17 protein-coding genes and 1 pseudogene are annotated in these 15,420 nt (G+C 58.0%); 10 read left to right on the top strand and 8 right to left on the bottom strand.

Annotated features, from left to right (window positions below; translation table 11 throughout):
* Both GH784_RS26670 and GH784_RS26665 read left to right on the top strand, forming a co-directional pair.
* A pseudogene (locus tag GH784_RS26670) lies at positions 1–149 on the top strand (HAMP domain-containing histidine kinase); the annotation flags it as partial.
* Between the two features lie 67 nt (positions 150–216).
* A complete protein-coding gene (locus GH784_RS26665) occupies positions 217–801 on the top strand; it encodes an ActR/PrrA/RegA family redox response regulator transcription factor (RefSeq protein WP_003516258.1) in 585 nt (194 codons plus the stop codon).
* Between the two features lie 59 nt (positions 802–860).
* On the opposite strand, the gene GH784_RS26660 is transcribed toward GH784_RS26665, so the two are convergent.
* Entirely contained in the window at positions 861–1,346 is a 486-nt protein-coding gene (locus GH784_RS26660; RefSeq protein ID WP_013635204.1) for an MmcB family DNA repair protein, read from the bottom strand.
* Positions 1,347–1,529: 183 nt separating this feature from the next.
* Between GH784_RS26660 and GH784_RS26655 the strand changes: the two genes are divergently transcribed.
* Complete coding sequence (locus GH784_RS26655) at positions 1,530–2,231, top strand: L,D-transpeptidase (RefSeq protein ID WP_003516268.1); 702 nt, start codon at positions 1,530–1,532, stop codon at positions 2,229–2,231.
* A 152-nt stretch (positions 2,232–2,383) separates the two neighbouring features.
* Here GH784_RS26655 and GH784_RS26650 read toward each other — a convergent pair whose 3' ends face one another.
* The 4 genes from GH784_RS26650 to hslV form a co-directional block, all read right to left on the bottom strand.
* Positions 2,384–4,552 (bottom strand): malate synthase G, encoded by a 2,169-nt coding sequence (locus GH784_RS26650; RefSeq protein WP_065705021.1) that lies wholly within the window; start codon positions 4,550–4,552, stop codon positions 2,384–2,386.
* Positions 4,553–4,673: 121 nt separating this feature from the next.
* Positions 4,674–5,639 (bottom strand): DUF1402 family protein, encoded by a 966-nt coding sequence (locus tag GH784_RS26645; protein WP_003516272.1) that lies wholly within the window; start codon positions 5,637–5,639, stop codon positions 4,674–4,676.
* A gap of 188 nt (positions 5,640–5,827) precedes the next feature.
* Entirely contained in the window at positions 5,828–7,135 is a 1,308-nt protein-coding gene (gene hslU, locus GH784_RS26640) for an ATP-dependent protease ATPase subunit HslU (protein ID WP_003516274.1), read from the bottom strand.
* A gap of 74 nt (positions 7,136–7,209) precedes the next feature.
* Positions 7,210–7,734: an ATP-dependent protease subunit HslV gene (gene hslV / locus GH784_RS26635; protein WP_003516283.1), complete on the bottom strand. Its 525-nt coding sequence runs from the start codon at positions 7,732–7,734 to the stop codon at positions 7,210–7,212.
* Between the two features lie 203 nt (positions 7,735–7,937).
* Between hslV and hisB the strand changes: the two genes are divergently transcribed.
* From hisB to coaA, 7 genes are read left to right on the top strand one after another with little or no spacing between them, the layout of a single operon-like run.
* Positions 7,938–8,534, top strand: coding sequence for an imidazoleglycerol-phosphate dehydratase HisB (gene hisB / locus GH784_RS26630; RefSeq protein ID WP_003516285.1), 597 nt, complete (start codon positions 7,938–7,940; stop codon positions 8,532–8,534).
* Between the two features lie 23 nt (positions 8,535–8,557).
* Entirely contained in the window at positions 8,558–9,052 is a 495-nt protein-coding gene (locus GH784_RS26625; RefSeq protein ID WP_065705024.1) for a DUF2628 domain-containing protein, read from the top strand.
* Between the two features lies 1 nt (position 9,053).
* On the top strand, positions 9,054–9,704 hold the full coding sequence (gene hisH, locus GH784_RS26620; RefSeq protein WP_065705026.1) for an imidazole glycerol phosphate synthase subunit HisH: 651 nt from the start codon (positions 9,054–9,056) through the stop codon (positions 9,702–9,704).
* A gap of 1 nt (position 9,705) precedes the next feature.
* Positions 9,706–10,449, top strand: coding sequence for a 1-(5-phosphoribosyl)-5-[(5-phosphoribosylamino)methylideneamino]imidazole-4-carboxamide isomerase (gene hisA, locus GH784_RS26615; protein ID WP_013635199.1), 744 nt, complete (start codon positions 9,706–9,708; stop codon positions 10,447–10,449).
* Entirely contained in the window at positions 10,446–11,222 is a 777-nt protein-coding gene (hisF, locus tag GH784_RS26610) for an imidazole glycerol phosphate synthase subunit HisF (protein WP_065705029.1), read from the top strand. The genes hisA and hisF overlap by 4 nt, the downstream gene beginning before the upstream one ends.
* Positions 11,223–11,238: 16 nt before the next feature.
* The gene (locus GH784_RS26605; protein WP_003516295.1) at positions 11,239–11,562 is read left to right on the top strand and encodes a phosphoribosyl-ATP diphosphatase; all 324 of its coding nucleotides are present in this window, start codon (positions 11,239–11,241) and stop codon (positions 11,560–11,562) included.
* Positions 11,559–12,560 (top strand): type I pantothenate kinase, encoded by a 1,002-nt coding sequence (coaA, locus tag GH784_RS26600; RefSeq protein ID WP_019565929.1) that lies wholly within the window; start codon positions 11,559–11,561, stop codon positions 12,558–12,560. The genes GH784_RS26605 and coaA overlap by 4 nt, the downstream gene beginning before the upstream one ends.
* A 48-nt stretch (positions 12,561–12,608) precedes the next feature.
* Here coaA and lysM read toward each other — a convergent pair whose 3' ends face one another.
* The 3 genes from lysM to GH784_RS26585 all read right to left on the bottom strand — a co-directional run bounded on the left by lysM (position 12,609) and on the right by GH784_RS26585 (position 15,302).
* Positions 12,609–13,058: a peptidoglycan-binding protein LysM gene (gene lysM, locus GH784_RS26595; protein WP_003516300.1), complete on the bottom strand. Its 450-nt coding sequence runs from the start codon at positions 13,056–13,058 to the stop codon at positions 12,609–12,611.
* An 86-nt stretch (positions 13,059–13,144) separates the two neighbouring features.
* Positions 13,145–13,579 carry an alternative ribosome rescue aminoacyl-tRNA hydrolase ArfB gene (arfB, locus tag GH784_RS26590; RefSeq protein WP_019565930.1) on the bottom strand — a complete coding sequence of 145 codons (435 nt, stop codon included), beginning with the start codon at positions 13,577–13,579 and terminating at the stop codon, positions 13,145–13,147.
* 112 nt (positions 13,580–13,691) lie between these two features.
* The gene (locus GH784_RS26585) at positions 13,692–15,302 is read right to left on the bottom strand and encodes a phosphoenolpyruvate carboxykinase (protein ID WP_003516305.1); all 1,611 of its coding nucleotides are present in this window, start codon (positions 15,300–15,302) and stop codon (positions 13,692–13,694) included.
* Between the last annotated feature and the right edge of the window lie 118 nt (positions 15,303–15,420).

Genomic DNA, 15,420 nt, shown 5'->3' with positions numbered 1-15,420 from the left:
GGCTGGGACTCGGGCTTTTCATTGCAAAGACATTGCTGGAACGCTCCGGCGCCACCGTTACCTTCGAAAATCGCGGTTTGAGCGGAACCGGAGCGCGGGTCACAATCATCTGGCCTCGAGCGCTTATGGACGATAAAAGAGACCGTTGACTTTACCATCCACGTGGAAGCGGCGATAAGAAGAAAAAACCGACTAAGTTGCCGAAAGGCCTGAGACATGACGACAGAAGACCAGACCCCCATCAGCGCGACAACGGATGACGACGACCCGATCGGAGCTGACAGATCGCTGCTGATCGTCGATGACGACGGTCCCTTCCTGCGCCGGCTTGCCCGGGCCATGGAAACACGCGGATTTATCGTCGATACCGCCGAGACGGTCAGCGAAGGCATTGCCCGTTCCAAGGCTGCGCCGCCCAAATATGCGGTCGTTGATTTGCGGCTTACGGATGGCAATGGTCTCGAGGTCATCGAAGCCATCCGGCAGTACCGGGACGATACGCAGATTGTCGTCCTGACGGGCTACGGCAATATCGCAACCGCCGTTACCGCCGTGAAGCTTGGGGCGCTGGATTATCTTGCCAAACCGGCCGATGCGGACGATGTCTTCAATGCGCTGACGCAGCGCAAGGGAGAAAAGACTGAAGTGCCCGAAAACCCGATGTCGGCCGACCGGGTTCGTTGGGAGCATATTCAGCGCGTTTATGAAATGTGCGAGCGCAACGTCTCGGAAACCGCCCGCCGGCTTAACATGCACCGGAGAACGCTGCAGCGCATTCTGGCGAAACGCGCGCCGAAGTAGAGCATTTACAGTATAAGTGAGAAGCGGTTTTACGTCTGGATATGGTCTGGAACCGGGTATCACTCTCCGAAGCTGCGCCCGGTCGTCCACTCCGCCAGCATCAGCCGGGTTGCAGCGGTTCTCGAGAAATCCAGCATCACCGATTTGCGGGTTGCGGGCGGTAATTTATGCTCCGGCGCATCGCGAAGCATATGGGCGCCATAGCCATCCGACAGGATAAGCCCACATTCTTCCGGAAAGATTTCGACCGGCACTTCCGGATGGGTGGCAAAAAACAGCCGGTCGCAATGCAGGCGGTATTCCGGCCATTTGCGATCGACGCGGAAGTCCTCGATCGAGGATTTGATTTCGATAATCCAGATTTCACCCTTTGCCGAAAGGCTGATGAGATCGGCCCGTCGTCCGCTTGCAAGCGGCAGTTCCGGCAAAACCGAATGTCGCATCTCGTGCAAAAGCACCTGAACGCCGCGGCGCACCAGCATCGCCTTGTCCGACTGGCGACCGTCGATTAACGGATTATTGTTGGTAAGCGAAAGAATAGTCATGGATAAAGGCTACTGAGGCGTTTGGCCTATTGTTGCAAAAAGGCAATCAACCGGCAATTTTAAAGTCACATTCGTCCTGCAGCAGCGTATCGGCTTGCCAAGAACGGCTTAATGGAAAATAACCGATTTATCCAATTAAGCCTACTCCTTCGCACAATTTGGCGAATTTTCCGCGAGAACGATATGCGCATCCGTACCTCATTGACTGCACTCGGTCTGACGGCAGCACTGGCTCTGGCCGGCTGCGCCGAAACCACATCCCAATCATCCGGCCAGGTAGCGGCGTCAGTGCCGGTCGCTAACCCGGTTCCGGCAAAGGTCGAAACCGTCCAGATCTTCAACGATGTTTACGGCCCTGTGACCGACGCGGGCTATGCGCTGCCCGCCATCCCGATCAATCGTGTGAACGAGAAGTTCCGTCGTCAGATCGTCGAATTCCAGAATAACGAACGGCCGGGCACGATCATCGTCAATACGCGTGAGCGTTTCCTTTATTATATCCTGCCCGGCAACCGCGCAGTTCGTTACGGCATCGGCGTTGGCAAGGCTGGTTTTGCCTGGGCCGGCGAAGCCTATGTCGCCTGGAAGCAGGAATGGCCGATGTGGCATCCGCCGAAGGAAATGGCCGACCGCAAGCCGGAAGTCGCAAAGTATGTCGAGGCAGGCATGGGTCCGGGTCTTTCCAACCCGCTCGGCGCGCGCGCCATGTATCTCTTCAACGAAAAGGGACAGGACACGCTGTTCCGTATCCACGGTTCGCCTGAATGGGCATCGATCGGCACCGCCGCCTCTTCCGGCTGCATCCGCATGATCAACCAGGACGTTATCGACCTTTACAGCCGCGTCCGTCCCGGCCGCAGCACCAAGGTTGTCGTGATCCAGTAAGATCAGATACCAGACAAAGAAAAAGCCGCCGTGGAATTCCCGGCGGCTTTTTTGTTTCTGGAGCATTCCCAGTAAAAGTGCATAGCGGTTTTAAGGTAGAGCACGTCGAACATTGCGTTCAGACAAGACGTGCTCTGGAGTGCCTGTCGGCCTCAAGCCGCCTGCTTCGCCTTCAGTTCGAGGCGACGGCGGTGCAGAACCGGTTCCGTATAACCGTTAGGCTGCTCCCGGCCTTTCAGCACAAGTTCGACGGCGGCCTGAAAAGCGACCGATCCTTCAAAGTTGGACGCCATCGGCAGATAGGCCGGATCTCCGGCATTTTGGCTATCGACCACGGCGGCCATGCGTTTCATGGTCTCAACGATCTGCTCTTGCGTAACCACGCCATGGCGCAGCCAGTTGGCCATATGCTGCGCGGAGATGCGCAGCGTGGCGCGGTCCTCCATCAGTCCGACATTGTTGATATCAGGCACCTTGGAGCAGCCGACGCCCTGATCGACCCAGCGCACGACATATCCCAGAATACCCTGCGCGTTGTTGTCGAGTTCGCGCTGGATTTCCTCGGGCGTCCAATTGGGACGCGGCACGACCGGCACCGATAGAATATCGGAGAGTTTTGCCCGGCCCCGGCTTTTCAGGTCGTCCTGAACGGCTGCGACATCGACCTTGTGATAATGCGTGGCATGCAGCGTCGCAGCCGTGGGTGAAGGTACCCAGGCGGTGTTGGCGCCTGCCTTCGGATGCGCGATCTTCTGCTCCAGCATGGCGGCCATCAGGTCAGGCATGGCCCACATGCCCTTACCGATCTGCGCATGGCCGGAAAGGCCGCATTCCAGACCGATATCGACGTTCCAGTTCTCGTAAGCCGCAATCCAGGCCGCCTGTTTCATATCGCCCTTGCGGATCATCGGACCCGCTTCCATCGAGGTATGAATTTCGTCGCCCGTGCGGTCGAGGAAGCCGGTATTGATGAAGACGACCCGGTCTTTTGCCGCGCGAATGCTTTCCTTCAGGTTGACCGTGGTGCGGCGTTCCTCGTCCATGATGCCCATTTTCATGGTGTTCGGCGCCATGCCGACAAGCTTTTCGGCCCGCGTGAAAATCTCGTTGGCGAAGGCGACTTCCTCCGGCCCGTGCATCTTCGGCTTGACGACATACATGGAACCGGCACGGGAATTCTGGCGACGGCCGGAGGGGCCGACATCGTAAAGCGCAATCAGCGCTGTGACGACGGCGTCCATGATACCTTCCGGCACCTCGCGGCCATCCTTGTCAAGGATCGCCGGATTGGTCATGAGGTGACCGACATTACGCACCAGCATCAGGGACCGCCCCGGCAGAGTAAGTGCTCCACCATCGGGGGCGGTGTAATAACGATCCGGGTTGAGACTACGGGTGAAGGTGTTACCACCCTTGGACACCTTCTCCGTCAGGTCGCCGCGCATCAGGCCAAGCCAGTTGCCATAAACCAGCACCTTGTCCTCGGCATCAACAGCGGCAACGGAATCCTCGCAGTCCATGATGGTTGTCAGTGCCGATTCGAGAATGACATCCGAGATGCCCGCCTTGTCACCCTTGCCGATTTCCGTCGAGGGATCGATGACGATCTCGGTGTGAAGACCATTCTTGCCAAGCAGGATCGTTGCCGGCTTTTCCGCATCGCCGGTAAAGCCCTTGAATTGCTCGGCATCTTTCAGGCCCGTTTTGCTGTCACCGATTGCAAGCTGCAAGAGGCCGTCAACGATCTTGAATCCGGTCACATCCGACCAGCCTGCCGTTTCGAGCGGAGCTGATTCGTTGAGGAAGTTCCGCGCCCAGGCAATGACCTTTTCGCCGCGTTTCGGATTATAGCCCCTGCCCTTTTCCGCACCATCGGCGTCAGAAATGGCATCCGTGCCGTAAAGTGCATCGTAAAGCGAACCCCAGCGGGCATTGGCGGCGTTCAGCGCATAACGGGCATTCATGACCGGCACGACAAGCTGCGGGCCTGCGACAGCGGCAATTTCCGAATCGACGTTGCTGGTTTCGACCTTGAAGCCGGGTCCTTCCGGCAGCAGATAGCCGATTTCCTTCAGGAAGCCCTCATAGACATCAAAATCCGTCGGGGCGCCATTCTGCCGGTACCAGCCATCCAGTTTTTCCTGCAAGGCGTCGCGCTTTGCGAGCAATTCACGATTCTTAGGGGAAAGCTCGTGGACGATGGCGGAAAAGCCTTCGAAGAAGGTTTCTGCATCAAGACCCGTGCCCGGCAGAACGTCATCCGTCAAAAAAGCATAAAGCCTGTCATCAATGGAAAGACCGAATTTATTGGTGCGGCTCACATGCGCCTCCTCTTTATCTTAAGGGCGCAGATTGGACGCTGAGGCAGGCGCTCGTCAATTGCGAGAGGCAACCAAATATTATTTCCGTTTTGGAAATAATGCCGACGATAATCGTCTTTTTCTACAAAAGCGCCTGCAAATCCTTGATGCGATCGTTCACCAGCCAGCCGTAATAGTTTTCTTCCGGCAAAAGCGGCTGTTCTCCACCTGCGGCGCGCTGACGATTTTTCTGGGCGAGAGCGGCAGCGCGCTGCGCGGATCCGCCGACATTATAAAGCGTGGACGTTACACCAGGATTTTTGGAAACATCCATGTCGGCAATCGACCTGTAGTCGTCGATCGATTTGCGGATGGAAGCTGCCATGAAGGCGAGCGAGCGATCCGGGTCCATGATCGCGGTATAAACGGCGGTCGCATCGTTTTCGTCGAGCTTCTCATAACCTGAGGTTTTCGACACCATGTCGGACAACATCAATGCCGTGAGCGGATTGATCTGGCCGAGACCGAAGGTCTGTCCGGCATAAAAGGGCTGGAAAAATACAGCGCTGAAACGATTGTTCGGATAGGCAACGCCATCTACCGTCTTGCCGCGGAAGCTGTCGTCCCAGACGTCTTCCCGACAGTTCCAAAGGCTATAGGAATCCTTTTTCGACTGGCACCTGGCGAATTGCGAATGCGTCAGAAACTGCGCGATGGTTTCGTCCTTGTAGCCGAAACGGAAGCTGCTGCCGGCATAGGAGGCGGCCTTGACGTAGTAGGATTGCAGGCGGTCATAGGCGTCGACGTTATAGGTATGCTCGCCGACAATCGCCCCGATCATGTGGATCGGATCGATACCGTAGCGCCCGGCAGTAGACTTGATCTTGCCGATCAGTGCCTTGTCGGAAGACAGGAGGTCGATCACCTTCTGGTATTTACGCTCGAAAGACGTATTGGAACCCTTGGTTCGACGTGCGGAAGCCCCCGGAATGCCCGGCTGTTCGGCATTGCGATTGCCAGGCGGGACGACCGTCGCGGCCTCGGCATAAGAAGACGAGACAACGGTGAACGTCAAAGCGGCGGCAAATGCCAGAAGAGTTTTGCGCACGAGCGAATGCCTTTTCTCAAGCCGACCTCTCCCGAACCAAGAGAAAACCGGACCATTCCATAAAGCGGTTCCAACCGGAATGCAGCCTTTCCCATAAACAAAAAGGGGGCTGAATGCGAGACAAGGCCATAAAATAAAAGAGTGCGGCAAATGTGGCCGCACTCTCGTGTCGTTGCTCTCCAAGATATTCAGAGAATATAGCGGGACAAATCCGTATCGGCGGCAAGATCGCCGACGTGCTTTTTGACATATTCCTGATCGATCTTGACGGCAGAGCCACCACGATCGGGTGCGTTGAAGGAAATCTCGTCGAGAACACGCTCCATCACCGTCTGCAGGCGGCGCGCACCGATATTCTCGACCGACGAGTTGAGATGAACAGCCACGTCGGCCAGAGCGTCGATCGCATCGTCCGTGAAGTCGAGATCGAGTTCTTCCGTCGCCATCAGCGCCTTGTACTGGCGGATGAGGCTTGCTTCCGTCTCGGTCAGGATACGGCGGAAGTCCTCCTTCGTCAGCGGCTTCAGCTCGACACGGATCGGCAGGCGGCCCTGAAGCTCCGGCAGAAGGTCGGACGGCTTTGCCACATGGAACGCGCCGGAAGCGATGAACAGAACGTGGTCGGTTTTCACCGGCCCGTATTTGGTCGATACAGTCGTGCCTTCAACGAGCGGCAGAAGATCGCGCTGCACGCCTTCACGCGAGACGCCGGCACCCATGCCGCCATCGCGCGCAGCAATCTTGTCGATCTCATCGAGGAAGACGATGCCGTCATTTTCCACCGACTTCACCGCTTCGCGCTGGATCATGTCATTATCGAGCAGCTTGTCGGATTCGTCGCGAACGAGATCGGTATAGGATTTCGAGACGGTGGTGCGCACCTTCTTGGTACGTCCGCCCATCGCCTTGCCAAACATTTCCGACAGGTTGAGAACGCCGATATTGGCACCCGGCATGCCGGGTATTTCAAAGCCGGGCATGCCCGAACCGCTGTCGGCCACTTCGATGTCGATTTCCTTGTCGTCCAGCTCGCCATCGCGCAGCTTCTTGCGGAAGCTCTCACGTGTCGCGGGTGACGCGGTCGATCCGACCAGTGCGTCGAGCACCCGCTCTTCGGCGCTCTGATGCGCCTTGGCCTGTACTTCCGCGCGCTTCTTTTCACGCACGAGGCCAATGCCGATCTCGACCAGATCGCGGATGATCTGCTCGACATCGCGACCGACATAACCGACTTCGGTAAATTTGGTCGCTTCGACCTTGATGAAGGGCGCGCCGGCAAGCTTGGCGAGACGGCGGGAAATCTCCGTCTTGCCGACACCGGTCGGTCCGATCATCAGGATGTTTTTCGGCATCACTTCGTCGCGCAGGCTCTCATCGAGCTGCTGGCGACGCCAACGGTTGCGCAGCGCAATCGCGACCGCACGTTTCGCATCATGCTGGCCGATGATGTGGCGATCCAGTTCCGAGACAATTTCCCGGGGAGAAAAAGTGGTCATTCTGTCCTCTCGGCTTTCCTGTTCCGGCCGGCCATTCTGGCCCGGCCCACAGGACCCTTGGGTGAGAAATATGCTTACTCGGCGTCGAGGGTTTCGATGACGAGGTTATGGTTGGTGTAAACGCAGATATCGGCGGCGATATCGAGCGACTTGCGCGCCACCTCCTCTGCCGACTTGTCCGTATCCATCATGGCGCGGGCAGCCGCAAAGGCGTAGTTGCCGCCGGAGCCGATGGCGATCGCACCATGTTCGGGTTCCAGCACGTCACCATTACCGGTGATGGCGAGTGTCGTGGATTTGTCGGCCACCAGCATCATGGCTTCGAGGTTGCGCAGATATTTATCCGTGCGCCAGTCCTTTGCAAGCTCTACGGCTGCGCGCATGAGCTGACCGGGATATTGCTCGAGTTTCTTTTCGAGACGGTCGAGCAGCGTGAAGGCGTCCGCCGTTGCGCCGGCAAAACCGGCAATCACTTCACCCTTGCCAATGCGACGAACCTTGCGGGCATTGCCCTTCATGACGGTCTGGCCAAGACTTACCTGACCATCGCCAGCCATGACGACCTTGCCGCCCTTCCTGACTGTAATAATCGTTGTCATCAAACACCTGTCTGCCCTACCGGGCCTGCGGTTAACGGGCCGGCATCCGGCCCTTCTCGGCATCTATGTAAGTTTGCTTTTCACGATTGCAAATCCTGCCCGCACGGCACTGTTTTGCGCAGATCATTCAAGACGATGGAACAACTGGATATTTGTGTCTCGTGCTGATAAGGAACGGCGACATTTTCACGGAGCGGCCAAAGATGGCAGAACGTAAAGGCGAGATCATCCGCAAGACCAACGAAACCTCGGTTTCGGTGCGCGTGGATATCGACGGCACCGGCAAGTCGACAATTTCCACCGGGGTGGGATTTTTCGATCATATGCTGGACCAGCTGAGCCGCCATTCGCTGATCGACATGGATATCGAGGTTCAAGGTGACCTGCATATCGATGATCACCATACGGTCGAAGATACCGGCATCGCCATCGGCCAGGCCATCGCGAAGGCGTTGGGTGACAGGCGCGGCATTACCCGCTACGCCTCGCTCGATCTTGCCATGGATGAGACGATGACCAAGGCTGCCGTGGATATTTCCGGCCGTCCCTTCCTTGTGTGGAATGTCAACTTCTCCGCGCCGAAGATCGGCACATTCGACACCGAGCTTGTGCGCGAATTCTTTCAGGCGCTGGCCCAGAATGCCGGCATCACGCTGCATATCCTGAACCATTACGGCGCCAACAACCATCATATCGCCGAAACATGCTTCAAGGCCGTTGCCCGCGTTCTTCGCGCGGCAACCGAGATCGACCCCCGGCAAGCAGGCCGCGTTCCCTCGACAAAGGGCATGCTGGCCTGACCGCCAAAGCTGTCAGGAAGCCCATGACAAGCTATCTCGTTCTGGAAGCCCCCAACGGGCCGGACAGGGACCACAAGACGACCCGCTTCATAGCAGACCGTTTCGTCTGGCTGGCACTTATTGCGCCCTGGCTGTGGCTGGCCGTAAACCGGCTGTGGCTGGCCGCGATCGTCGTATTTGCAGTTCTCGTTCTGGCCGGTTTCGCATCAATGTTACCCGGATTCGAACCGGTGGGCATTTTGTGCAGCGTCGCCATTGCCCTCATCACTGCACTGGAGGGGCGCGATTTTCTCGTCCGGCACCTGATAGGCAAGGGCTGGAAGATGACCTCGGTCATTTCCGCCCCTGATCTTTCGAGTGCCGAAGAGATATATTTCTCCGATCTTTCCGAAAATACCGAGTCGTCGGGACAGCTGTCGCAGCCGGTATGGACCCCCTCGCCGCAGAAGAGCGGTGACAAAAACTTCGTCAACGATCCCTCCGGATCGTTTCTTTTCGACTTGAATGGAAGGCGCTGACATGCGCGTCGCGATTATCGACTACGGTTCTGGCAACCTGCGTTCGGCCACCAAGGCTTTCGAGCGCGCCGCCCGCGAAGCCGGCATCAATGCAACCATTGACCTGACCGATAAGCCGGATCACGTCGCATCTGCGGACCGCATCGTCCTGCCAGGCGTCGGCGCGTATGCCGATTGCCGCGCCGGTCTCGAAGCTGTGCCCGGCATGCATGAGGCGCTTATCGAAGCCGTCGAGAAAAAAGCTCATCCCTTCCTCGGCATCTGCGTCGGAATGCAGCTGATGTCTTCGCGCGGTCTCGAAAAGACTGTCAGCATGGGGCTTGGCTGGATCGAAGGCGATGTCATTGAAATGACGCCCTCCGATCCGGCGCTTAAAATCCCGCAGATTGGCTGGAATACGCTGGAAATCCGGCATCAGCATCCCCTGTTCGACGGTATCAGAACCGGCTCTGACGGCTTGCATGCCTATTTCGTGCATTCCTATCATCTGGCGGCGAAACATCCGGCGGATGTCATAGCTACCACCAATTACGGTGGCGCGATGACGGCTTTCGTTGGTCGCGACAATATGGCTGGCGCGCAGTTCCACCCGGAAAAAAGCCAGACGCTCGGCCTCGCCCTGATTTCCAATTTCCTGCGCTGGAAGCCCTGACATGATTCTTTTTCCCGCAATCGATCTTAAAGACGGCCAGTGCGTTCGCCTGAAACTCGGCGATATGGAGCAGGCAACCGTTTACAATACGGACCCCGGCGCACAGGCGAAGTCCTTCGAGGACCAAGGCTTCGAGTGGCTGCATGTCGTCGATCTCAACGGCGCCTTCGCGGGCCAGACGGTGAATGGCGAAGCGGTCGATGCCATTCTCAAGGCCACGACAAACCCGGTGCAGCTTGGCGGCGGCATCCGCACTCTCGATCATATTGAGGCGTGGCTCAGCCGTGGGCTTGCCCGCGTCATTCTCGGCACCGTGGCGGTGCGCGATCCCGTTCTGGTTATCGAAGCCTGCAAGCGTTTCCCCGGTCAGGTCGCTGTCGGCATCGACGCCAAAGGCGGCAAGGTTGCTGTTGAGGGCTGGGCGGAAGCCTCAGAACTCGGCGTCATCGAACTTGCCAAACGTTTCGAAGGTGCCGGCGTTGCCGCCATCATCTACACCGATATCGATCGCGACGGCATTCTGGCTGGCATCAACTGGGCCTCTACACTCGAACTGGCAGATGCCGTGTCGATCCCTGTCATCGCCTCCGGCGGCCTTGCTTCCATCGAAGACATCAAGCGCATGTTGCAGCCGGATGCCGCAAAGCTAGAGGGCGCAATTTCAGGCCGCGCGCTTTATGACGGGCGCATCGATCCTGCCGAGGCGCTCGCCCTCATCAAGGCTGCGAAGGAGATAAGCGCATGACCCTCAAAGCCCGCGTTATTCCCTGCCTCGATGTAAAAGACGGCCGAGTCGTCAAGGGTGTGAACTTCGTCGATCTTATCGACGCCGGCGACCCAGTCGAGGCGGCGAAGGCCTATGATGCGGCGGGAGCGGACGAACTCTGCTTTCTCGACATTACCGCCTCGTCCGACAATCGCGACACGATTTTCGACGTGGTATCGCGCACGGCCGACCATTGCTTCATGCCGCTGACCGTCGGCGGCGGCGTCCGCGCCGTGGCTGACATCCGCAAGCTGCTTCTCTGCGGTGCAGACAAGGTCTCCATCAATTCCGCAGCGGTGAAAGATCCTGATTTCGTCGCGCAGGCTGCCGACAAATTCGGCAACCAGTGTATCGTCGTCTCCATCGACGCCAAACGGGTTTCGAAGGACGGGGAAGACGGACGCTGGGAGATCTTCACGCATGGCGGACATCAGCCAACCGGAATCGACGCCGTGGAATTTGCCATCAAGATGGTCGAACGCGGTGCCGGCGAATTGCTCGTCACCTCGATGGACCGCGATGGCACCAAAAGCGGATACGATATCGGCCTGACACGCAGCATTGCCGATCAGGTTCGCGTGCCCGTCATCGCCTCGGGTGGCGTCGGAACGCTGGATGATCTGGTAGCCGGCGTTCGCGATGGCCATGCGACCGCAGTGCTTGCCGCTTCCATTTTCCACTTCGGCACCTATTCGATCGGGCAAGCCAAGAGCTACATGGCCGAGCATGGCATCGCCATGCGTCTCGACTGATTGCAGGAACCTTTCCATGAGCGCATTTTCCCTTTCCGATCTGGAACGCATCGTCGCGACACGCGCCGCCGCCTCTCCCGATGAATCCTGGACGGCCAAACTTGTTGCGGCGGGCCAGGAACGTGCGGCGAAAAAACTGGGCGAAGAGGCTGTTGAGGCCGTGATCGCCGCCATCGCGAAAGACCGCGACGGGCTGAAAAACGAAGCCGCCGATCTGCTTTATCACCTGCTGGTGGTGTTGAAGATCGCCGACATTCCCCTTGCCGACGTCTTTGCGGAGCTGGAGCGCCGGACCGGACAGACCGGACTTGCGGAAAAGGCAGCGAGGCCGACATCATGAATGTGAAGGCAGGCAGCGGGGAGAGAGGCATGCCGAGCACACTCGATCATTTCCGCCCGGATGAATATTCGCCCTATCACTTCTTCAGCTCGGAAGAATGGGCAAAGTTTCGCGCCGACACACCACTCACCCTTTCCGCCGACGAGGTCAAAAGACTGCGTTCGCTGGACGACCCGATTGATCTGGACGAAGTGCGGCGTATCTATCTGTCGCTGTCGCGCCTGCTGTCATCGCATGTGGAAGCATCGCAGCTGCTGTTCGAACAGCGCAACCGCTTCCTGAACATGGCGGATGTCAACAAGACGCCCTTCGTCATCGGCATTGCCGGGTCGGTGGCGGTTGGAAAATCGACAACGGCGCGTATTTTGAAGGAGCTTCTGGCCCGCTGGCCTTCCAGCCCGAAGGTCGATCTCATCACCACCGACGGGTTTCTTTACCCGAACGAGGTGCTGCGGCGCGAAAACCTGATGGAGCGCAAGGGCTTTCCGGAAAGCTACGACATCGGTGCGCTGCTGCGTTTCCTCTCGGCGATCAAGGCGGGCCAGCCGAATGTGAAGGCGCCACGCTACTCGCATCTGACCTATGACGTGCTGCCCAACGAATTCACTGTCATCGACCAGCCGGATATCCTCATCTTCGAAGGCATCAACGTGCTGCAATCACGCGACCTGCCGGCGGGCGGGCGGATAGTGCCGATCGTTTCCGACTTCTTCGATTTCTCGATCTACATCGATGCGGATGAGGACTTCATTCACAACTGGTATGTGAACCGGTTCATGAATCTGCGACAAACCGCCTTCCGAGACCCGAATTCATTCTTCAATCGCTATGCGTCGATCAGCGAAGAGGCGGCGCTCAGCATTGCCGAGGGCCTCTGGCAGAACATCAACCTGAAGAACCTGCGCCAGAACATCGTGCCCACGCGTCCACGCGCCGATCTTATCCTGCGCAAGGGCAAAAACCACCTGATCGACACGGTGGCGCTTCGCAAGTTGTGAAAGATGCCGCAAAAGCGGCATCTCCATCGCAGCGGTTAAAATCCGTTATTAGGCAAGGTCAGGAATGCGCAGGACCTGACCGGGATAGATTTTATCGGGATGGGTCAGCATCGGTTTGTTGGCTTCGAAGATGATGTTGTTCTTGCCACCATTTGCCTTGCCGTACTGGGCCTCAGCGATCTTCCAGAGATTATCGCCCTTCTTGACCGTGTAGAAAACGGGTTCCTTCGCCGGCGCTTCTGCCACCGTCAGTTCGCCGGCCTCGACCTTGGAAATGCCGAGCGTATTGCCAACGGCGATGACTGCCTTTTCGAAAATCGACTGGTCGGCCACTTCGCCCTTCAGAACGACCTTATCGTTCACCACCTCGACCTGAACCTTGTCGGTGCCGAGATCGTGGGAAGCGAGTTCTTTTTTGACGGCTTCGACATCGGGGGCATCATCTCCACCGATACCAAGCTTCTTTCCCGCTTCCTTGATGAAATTGAACAGACCCATAGCACCCTCCTTGGTTGTAGGAGGTCTACCAGACGATATCTGGAGGTCTATGACAAGTGCGAAACATTTTGCCATCCAGCTGCGACCTAGTCGCCTGACGGCTTGCCACGCATTTTCTTGACATCCGACCGGCCGGATTTCGCCTTGAGGCGGCGCTCGACGGAACCCTTGGTCGGCTTGGTAGCCTTGCGCACCGGCGGCGGCGGCGCTGCCGCTTCAAGAATCAGTTCCTTCAGCCGTTCACGCGCGTCTTCGCGATTGCGCTCCTGGCTTCGAAACCGGCTCGCCTCGATCATGAGCACGCCTTCTTTCGAAACACGCCGCCCGCCCAGACGCAGGGCATTCGCCTTCACCCGTTCCGGCAGGGAGGGAGAATTGGCGATGTCGAAAAACAGCTGAACCGCCGTCGAGACCTTGTTGACATTCTGGCCACCCGGCCCGCCGGCAAGCACGAATTGCTCCGTCAGCTCCCAGCCGGCGATGGTAATTCGGTTGCTGATGTAAAGCGGGGCGCTGGCCATGTTTTTTCTCCGCGCCGGTGATGCCACAGATCGAGAAAAATGAAAACAAGGCACGAAACGAAAGAACCCGGCACAAGGCCGGGTTCCCCTCCTCATCATAAACGAGGCTTATTCATTCTGCAGCAAGCAGCAGACCCGGTGCTGCATCGCGCACCTTGCTGTCGACGTGATCTTCGAACTTGGTGAAGTTCGTAACGAACATCGACACAAGCTTCTTCGCCTGCGCGTCGTAAGCTGCGCCGTCGGCCCAGGTCGAACGCGGGTCGAGGATCGCGGCATCGACGCCTTCCAGCGACAGGGGCACGGCGAAACCGAAATTCGCATCGGTGCGGAATTCGGCACCCTTCAGCTCGCCGGTGAGGGCTGCCGTCAGAAGCGCGCGGGTCGCCTTGATGGGCATACGCTTGCCGATGCCGTAAGCACCGCCGGTCCAGCCGGTGTTGACCAGCCAGCAGTCCACGCCATGCTTGCCGATCAGCTCACGCAGCAGGTTGCCGTATTCCGCCGGGTGGCGCGGCATGAAGGGTGCGCCGAAGCAGGTGGAGAATGTAGCTTCTGGCTCAGTCACGCCCTTTTCCGTGCCGGCAACCTTTGCCGTGTAGCCGGAAAGGAAGTGGTACATGGCCTGTTCCGGCGTCAGCCGGGCAATGGGCGGCAGCACGCCGAAGGCATCCGCAGTCAGCATGATGATCGTCTTCGGATGACCGGCAATGCCCGTTTCCGATGCATTCGGAATGAAGTGCAGCGGATAGGCACTGCGGGTGTTTTCCGTCAGCGAGTTGTCGTTGAAATCCGGAACACGGTTTTCGTCCAGCACGACGTTTTCGAGAACGGTGCCGAAACGGCGGGTCGCGGCATAGATTTCCGGCTCGGCTTCGGCCGACAGCTTGATCGCCTTGGCGTAGCAGCCGCCTTCGAAATTGAAGATGCCGTGTTCGCCCCAGCCGTGCTCATCGTCGCCGATCAGCGTGCGCGACGGATCAGCCGACAGCGTGGTCTTGCCGGTGCCGGACAGGCCGAAGAACACGGCGGAATCACCCTCGGGACCGACATTGGCCGAGCAATGCATCGGCATGACGCCCTTGGCCGGCAGCAGGTAGTTCAGCACCGTGAAGACCGACTTCTTGTTTTCACCGGCATAGGAGGTACCGCCGATAAGGACGAGACCATTGGTGAGATCGCAGGCGATGACGGTTTCCGAACGGACGCCGTGACGCGCCGGATCAGCCTTGAAGCTCGGCAGATTGATGATGGTCAGCTTCTGTTTGAAGCCTGCCAGTTTCTCCCGCTTCGGGCGGATGAGCAGGTTGCGGATGAACAGCGAATGCCAGGCAAGCTCAGTGACGACACGGGTCGACAGGGCGTTTTCCTCATCGGCACCGCCGATCAGGTCCTGAACATAGAGCGTCTTGCCGGCGGCGTGCGCAAGCATGTCCTGACGCAGCAGCTCGAAGTTTTCCGGCGACAGCGGCTTGTTGTTGTCCCACCAGATAGTGTCTTCGGTGGAAGCGTCGCGGACGACGAATTTGTCCTTCGGAGAACGGCCCGTATGCTGACCGGTAACGGCACGAAGTGCGCCATCCGCCGTCAGCTCGGCTTCGCCGTTGCGGATCGCCTCTTCGTACAATTCGCTTTCGTTGAGGTTATAAAAGACGCGGGAGGCCTCGCCCAGTCCGAGTTCCGCAACTCCATTGGCAGGATTATGAACCCCAAGCTCGTTCATGACGCGTTCCTTGTAAATGACGATAAGGCCGTTGAAATTTTCACGGAAAATACGTGGCGGCTTTTAGAAACGCAAGAGTGAAACTTTAAATAACTTAGTGATTTCAATATATTAATCG

Source organism: Agrobacterium tumefaciens (assembly GCF_009649785.1).
Lineage (GTDB): Bacteria > Pseudomonadota > Alphaproteobacteria > Rhizobiales > Rhizobiaceae > Agrobacterium > Agrobacterium tumefaciens.
Note: the sequence above shows the minus strand (reverse complement) of the source record. Positions and strands in the feature narration are given on the sequence as shown.

Excerpts from the sequence above, each read along its gene's own strand:
- GH784_RS26665 (WP_003516258.1), top strand. The coding sequence starts at position 217 with ATGACGACAGAAGACCAGACCCCCATCAGCGCGACAACGGATGACGAC.
- GH784_RS26660 (WP_013635204.1), bottom strand. The coding sequence starts at position 1,346 with ATGACTATTCTTTCGCTTACCAACAATAATCCGTTAATCGACGGTCGC.
- GH784_RS26655 (WP_003516268.1), top strand. The coding sequence starts at position 1,530 with ATGCGCATCCGTACCTCATTGACTGCACTCGGTCTGACGGCAGCACTG.
- hslU (WP_003516274.1), bottom strand. The coding sequence starts at position 7,135 with ATGACCACTTTTTCTCCCCGGGAAATTGTCTCGGAACTGGATCGCCAC.
- hslV (WP_003516283.1), bottom strand. The coding sequence starts at position 7,734 with ATGACAACGATTATTACAGTCAGGAAGGGCGGCAAGGTCGTCATGGCT.
- hisB (WP_003516285.1), top strand. The coding sequence starts at position 7,938 with ATGGCAGAACGTAAAGGCGAGATCATCCGCAAGACCAACGAAACCTCG.
- GH784_RS26625 (WP_065705024.1), top strand. The coding sequence starts at position 8,558 with ATGACAAGCTATCTCGTTCTGGAAGCCCCCAACGGGCCGGACAGGGAC.
- hisH (WP_065705026.1), top strand. The coding sequence starts at position 9,054 with ATGCGCGTCGCGATTATCGACTACGGTTCTGGCAACCTGCGTTCGGCC.
- hisA (WP_013635199.1), top strand. The coding sequence starts at position 9,706 with ATGATTCTTTTTCCCGCAATCGATCTTAAAGACGGCCAGTGCGTTCGC.
- hisF (WP_065705029.1), top strand. The coding sequence starts at position 10,446 with ATGACCCTCAAAGCCCGCGTTATTCCCTGCCTCGATGTAAAAGACGGC.
- GH784_RS26605 (WP_003516295.1), top strand. The coding sequence starts at position 11,239 with ATGAGCGCATTTTCCCTTTCCGATCTGGAACGCATCGTCGCGACACGC.
- coaA (WP_019565929.1), top strand. The coding sequence starts at position 11,559 with ATGAATGTGAAGGCAGGCAGCGGGGAGAGAGGCATGCCGAGCACACTC.
- lysM (WP_003516300.1), bottom strand. The coding sequence starts at position 13,058 with ATGGGTCTGTTCAATTTCATCAAGGAAGCGGGAAAGAAGCTTGGTATC.
- arfB (WP_019565930.1), bottom strand. The coding sequence starts at position 13,579 with ATGGCCAGCGCCCCGCTTTACATCAGCAACCGAATTACCATCGCCGGC.
- GH784_RS26585 (WP_003516305.1), bottom strand. The coding sequence starts at position 15,302 with ATGAACGAGCTTGGGGTTCATAATCCTGCCAATGGAGTTGCGGAACTC.